Genomic DNA, 918 nt, shown 5'->3' with positions numbered 1-918 from the left:
TAGACCTCTTGCAAAAGTCATAGCTTAAGCTCGAAATTGACCAAACCTGCGAACAGTTTCATTCTTAAATCATAACGCTGACGACGATTACGGTAGCGCTGAGCCACGATTTTGAATAGCTTAATTAAACCTATTTTATGCTCAACCAGAATACGACATTTTGCCAAGTACTGATTGGCCTGTTTGCAAAGCGCTAATAACTCACCACCCTTTGATTTCTTAAAGGGAATAAATGTCTGATCATGTAGCTTGGCGATACCTTGATAACCACTGTCTGCTAGATAATTTGTATTCTTAGGCAGCCAGTCAGGACAGGTTTGTTTATACAGATTAAAATCATGTATTGAGCCTTTACAGGTTTGCACATCAAGTATGAGACCTGTTTGCCAGTGTACGATGACTTGCGATTTTAGGGTATGTTGTTTCTTTTTTCCGCTGTAGTACTCACTTTGGTTTTTTTTGGACGCTCAATGGGCGTTTCGGTGGCATCAATGATGACCGCTGACCAATTGATATCCTCAGGCTTACCGTGTGGCAGTTTTCGTGGTAAGTCAAACTTGCCGGAGTGGATAAGGATGTCTTCTACTTTTCTGACAATGCGGCTAGCAGAGGACTCATGAACATTAAAGTCCATACCAATATGATAAAGGGTTCGGTATTCACGCCAATAGGTCAGTGCTAGTAAAATCTGCGTCTCTAAGCTAAGATCACTTGGACGACCTGATTTGGTTTTGGAGGCTTCATGCGCTTGCATGGCTTCTAGCATTTGCTCAAAAGTGGCTTTGTGAATACCGGTATAACGTTTAAAACCTGCATCATTTTGTTCAAGTAGTTTGGCTATGTTTGGCATATCTTTTAATTATTTAGGGTTCAGTTGTATACTTTGAGATTTGAAGCTACTTTTGCAAGAGGTCTATT

At 40.5% G+C, this 918-nt stretch carries 1 protein-coding gene and 1 pseudogene; both read right to left on the bottom strand.

All coding sequences use genetic code 11. The features are described 5' to 3' along the window. Positions 1-17 precede the first annotated feature (17 nt). A pseudogene (locus tag JMX83_RS14965) lies at positions 18-401 on the bottom strand (transposase family protein); the annotation flags it as partial. Positions 402-409: 8 nt separating this feature from the next. Continuing rightward, entirely contained in the window at positions 410-850 is a 441-nt protein-coding gene (locus JMX83_RS14960) for a transposase family protein (protein ID WP_201603384.1), read from the bottom strand. Positions 851-918 lie beyond the last annotated feature (68 nt).

This window comes from Psychrobacter piscatorii (assembly GCF_904846415.1).
In the GTDB taxonomy this organism is placed as follows: domain Bacteria; phylum Pseudomonadota; class Gammaproteobacteria; order Pseudomonadales; family Moraxellaceae; genus Psychrobacter; species Psychrobacter piscatorii.
The sequence above is the reverse complement of the archived record's forward strand: the minus strand, read 5'-3'. Positions and strand labels throughout refer to the sequence as shown.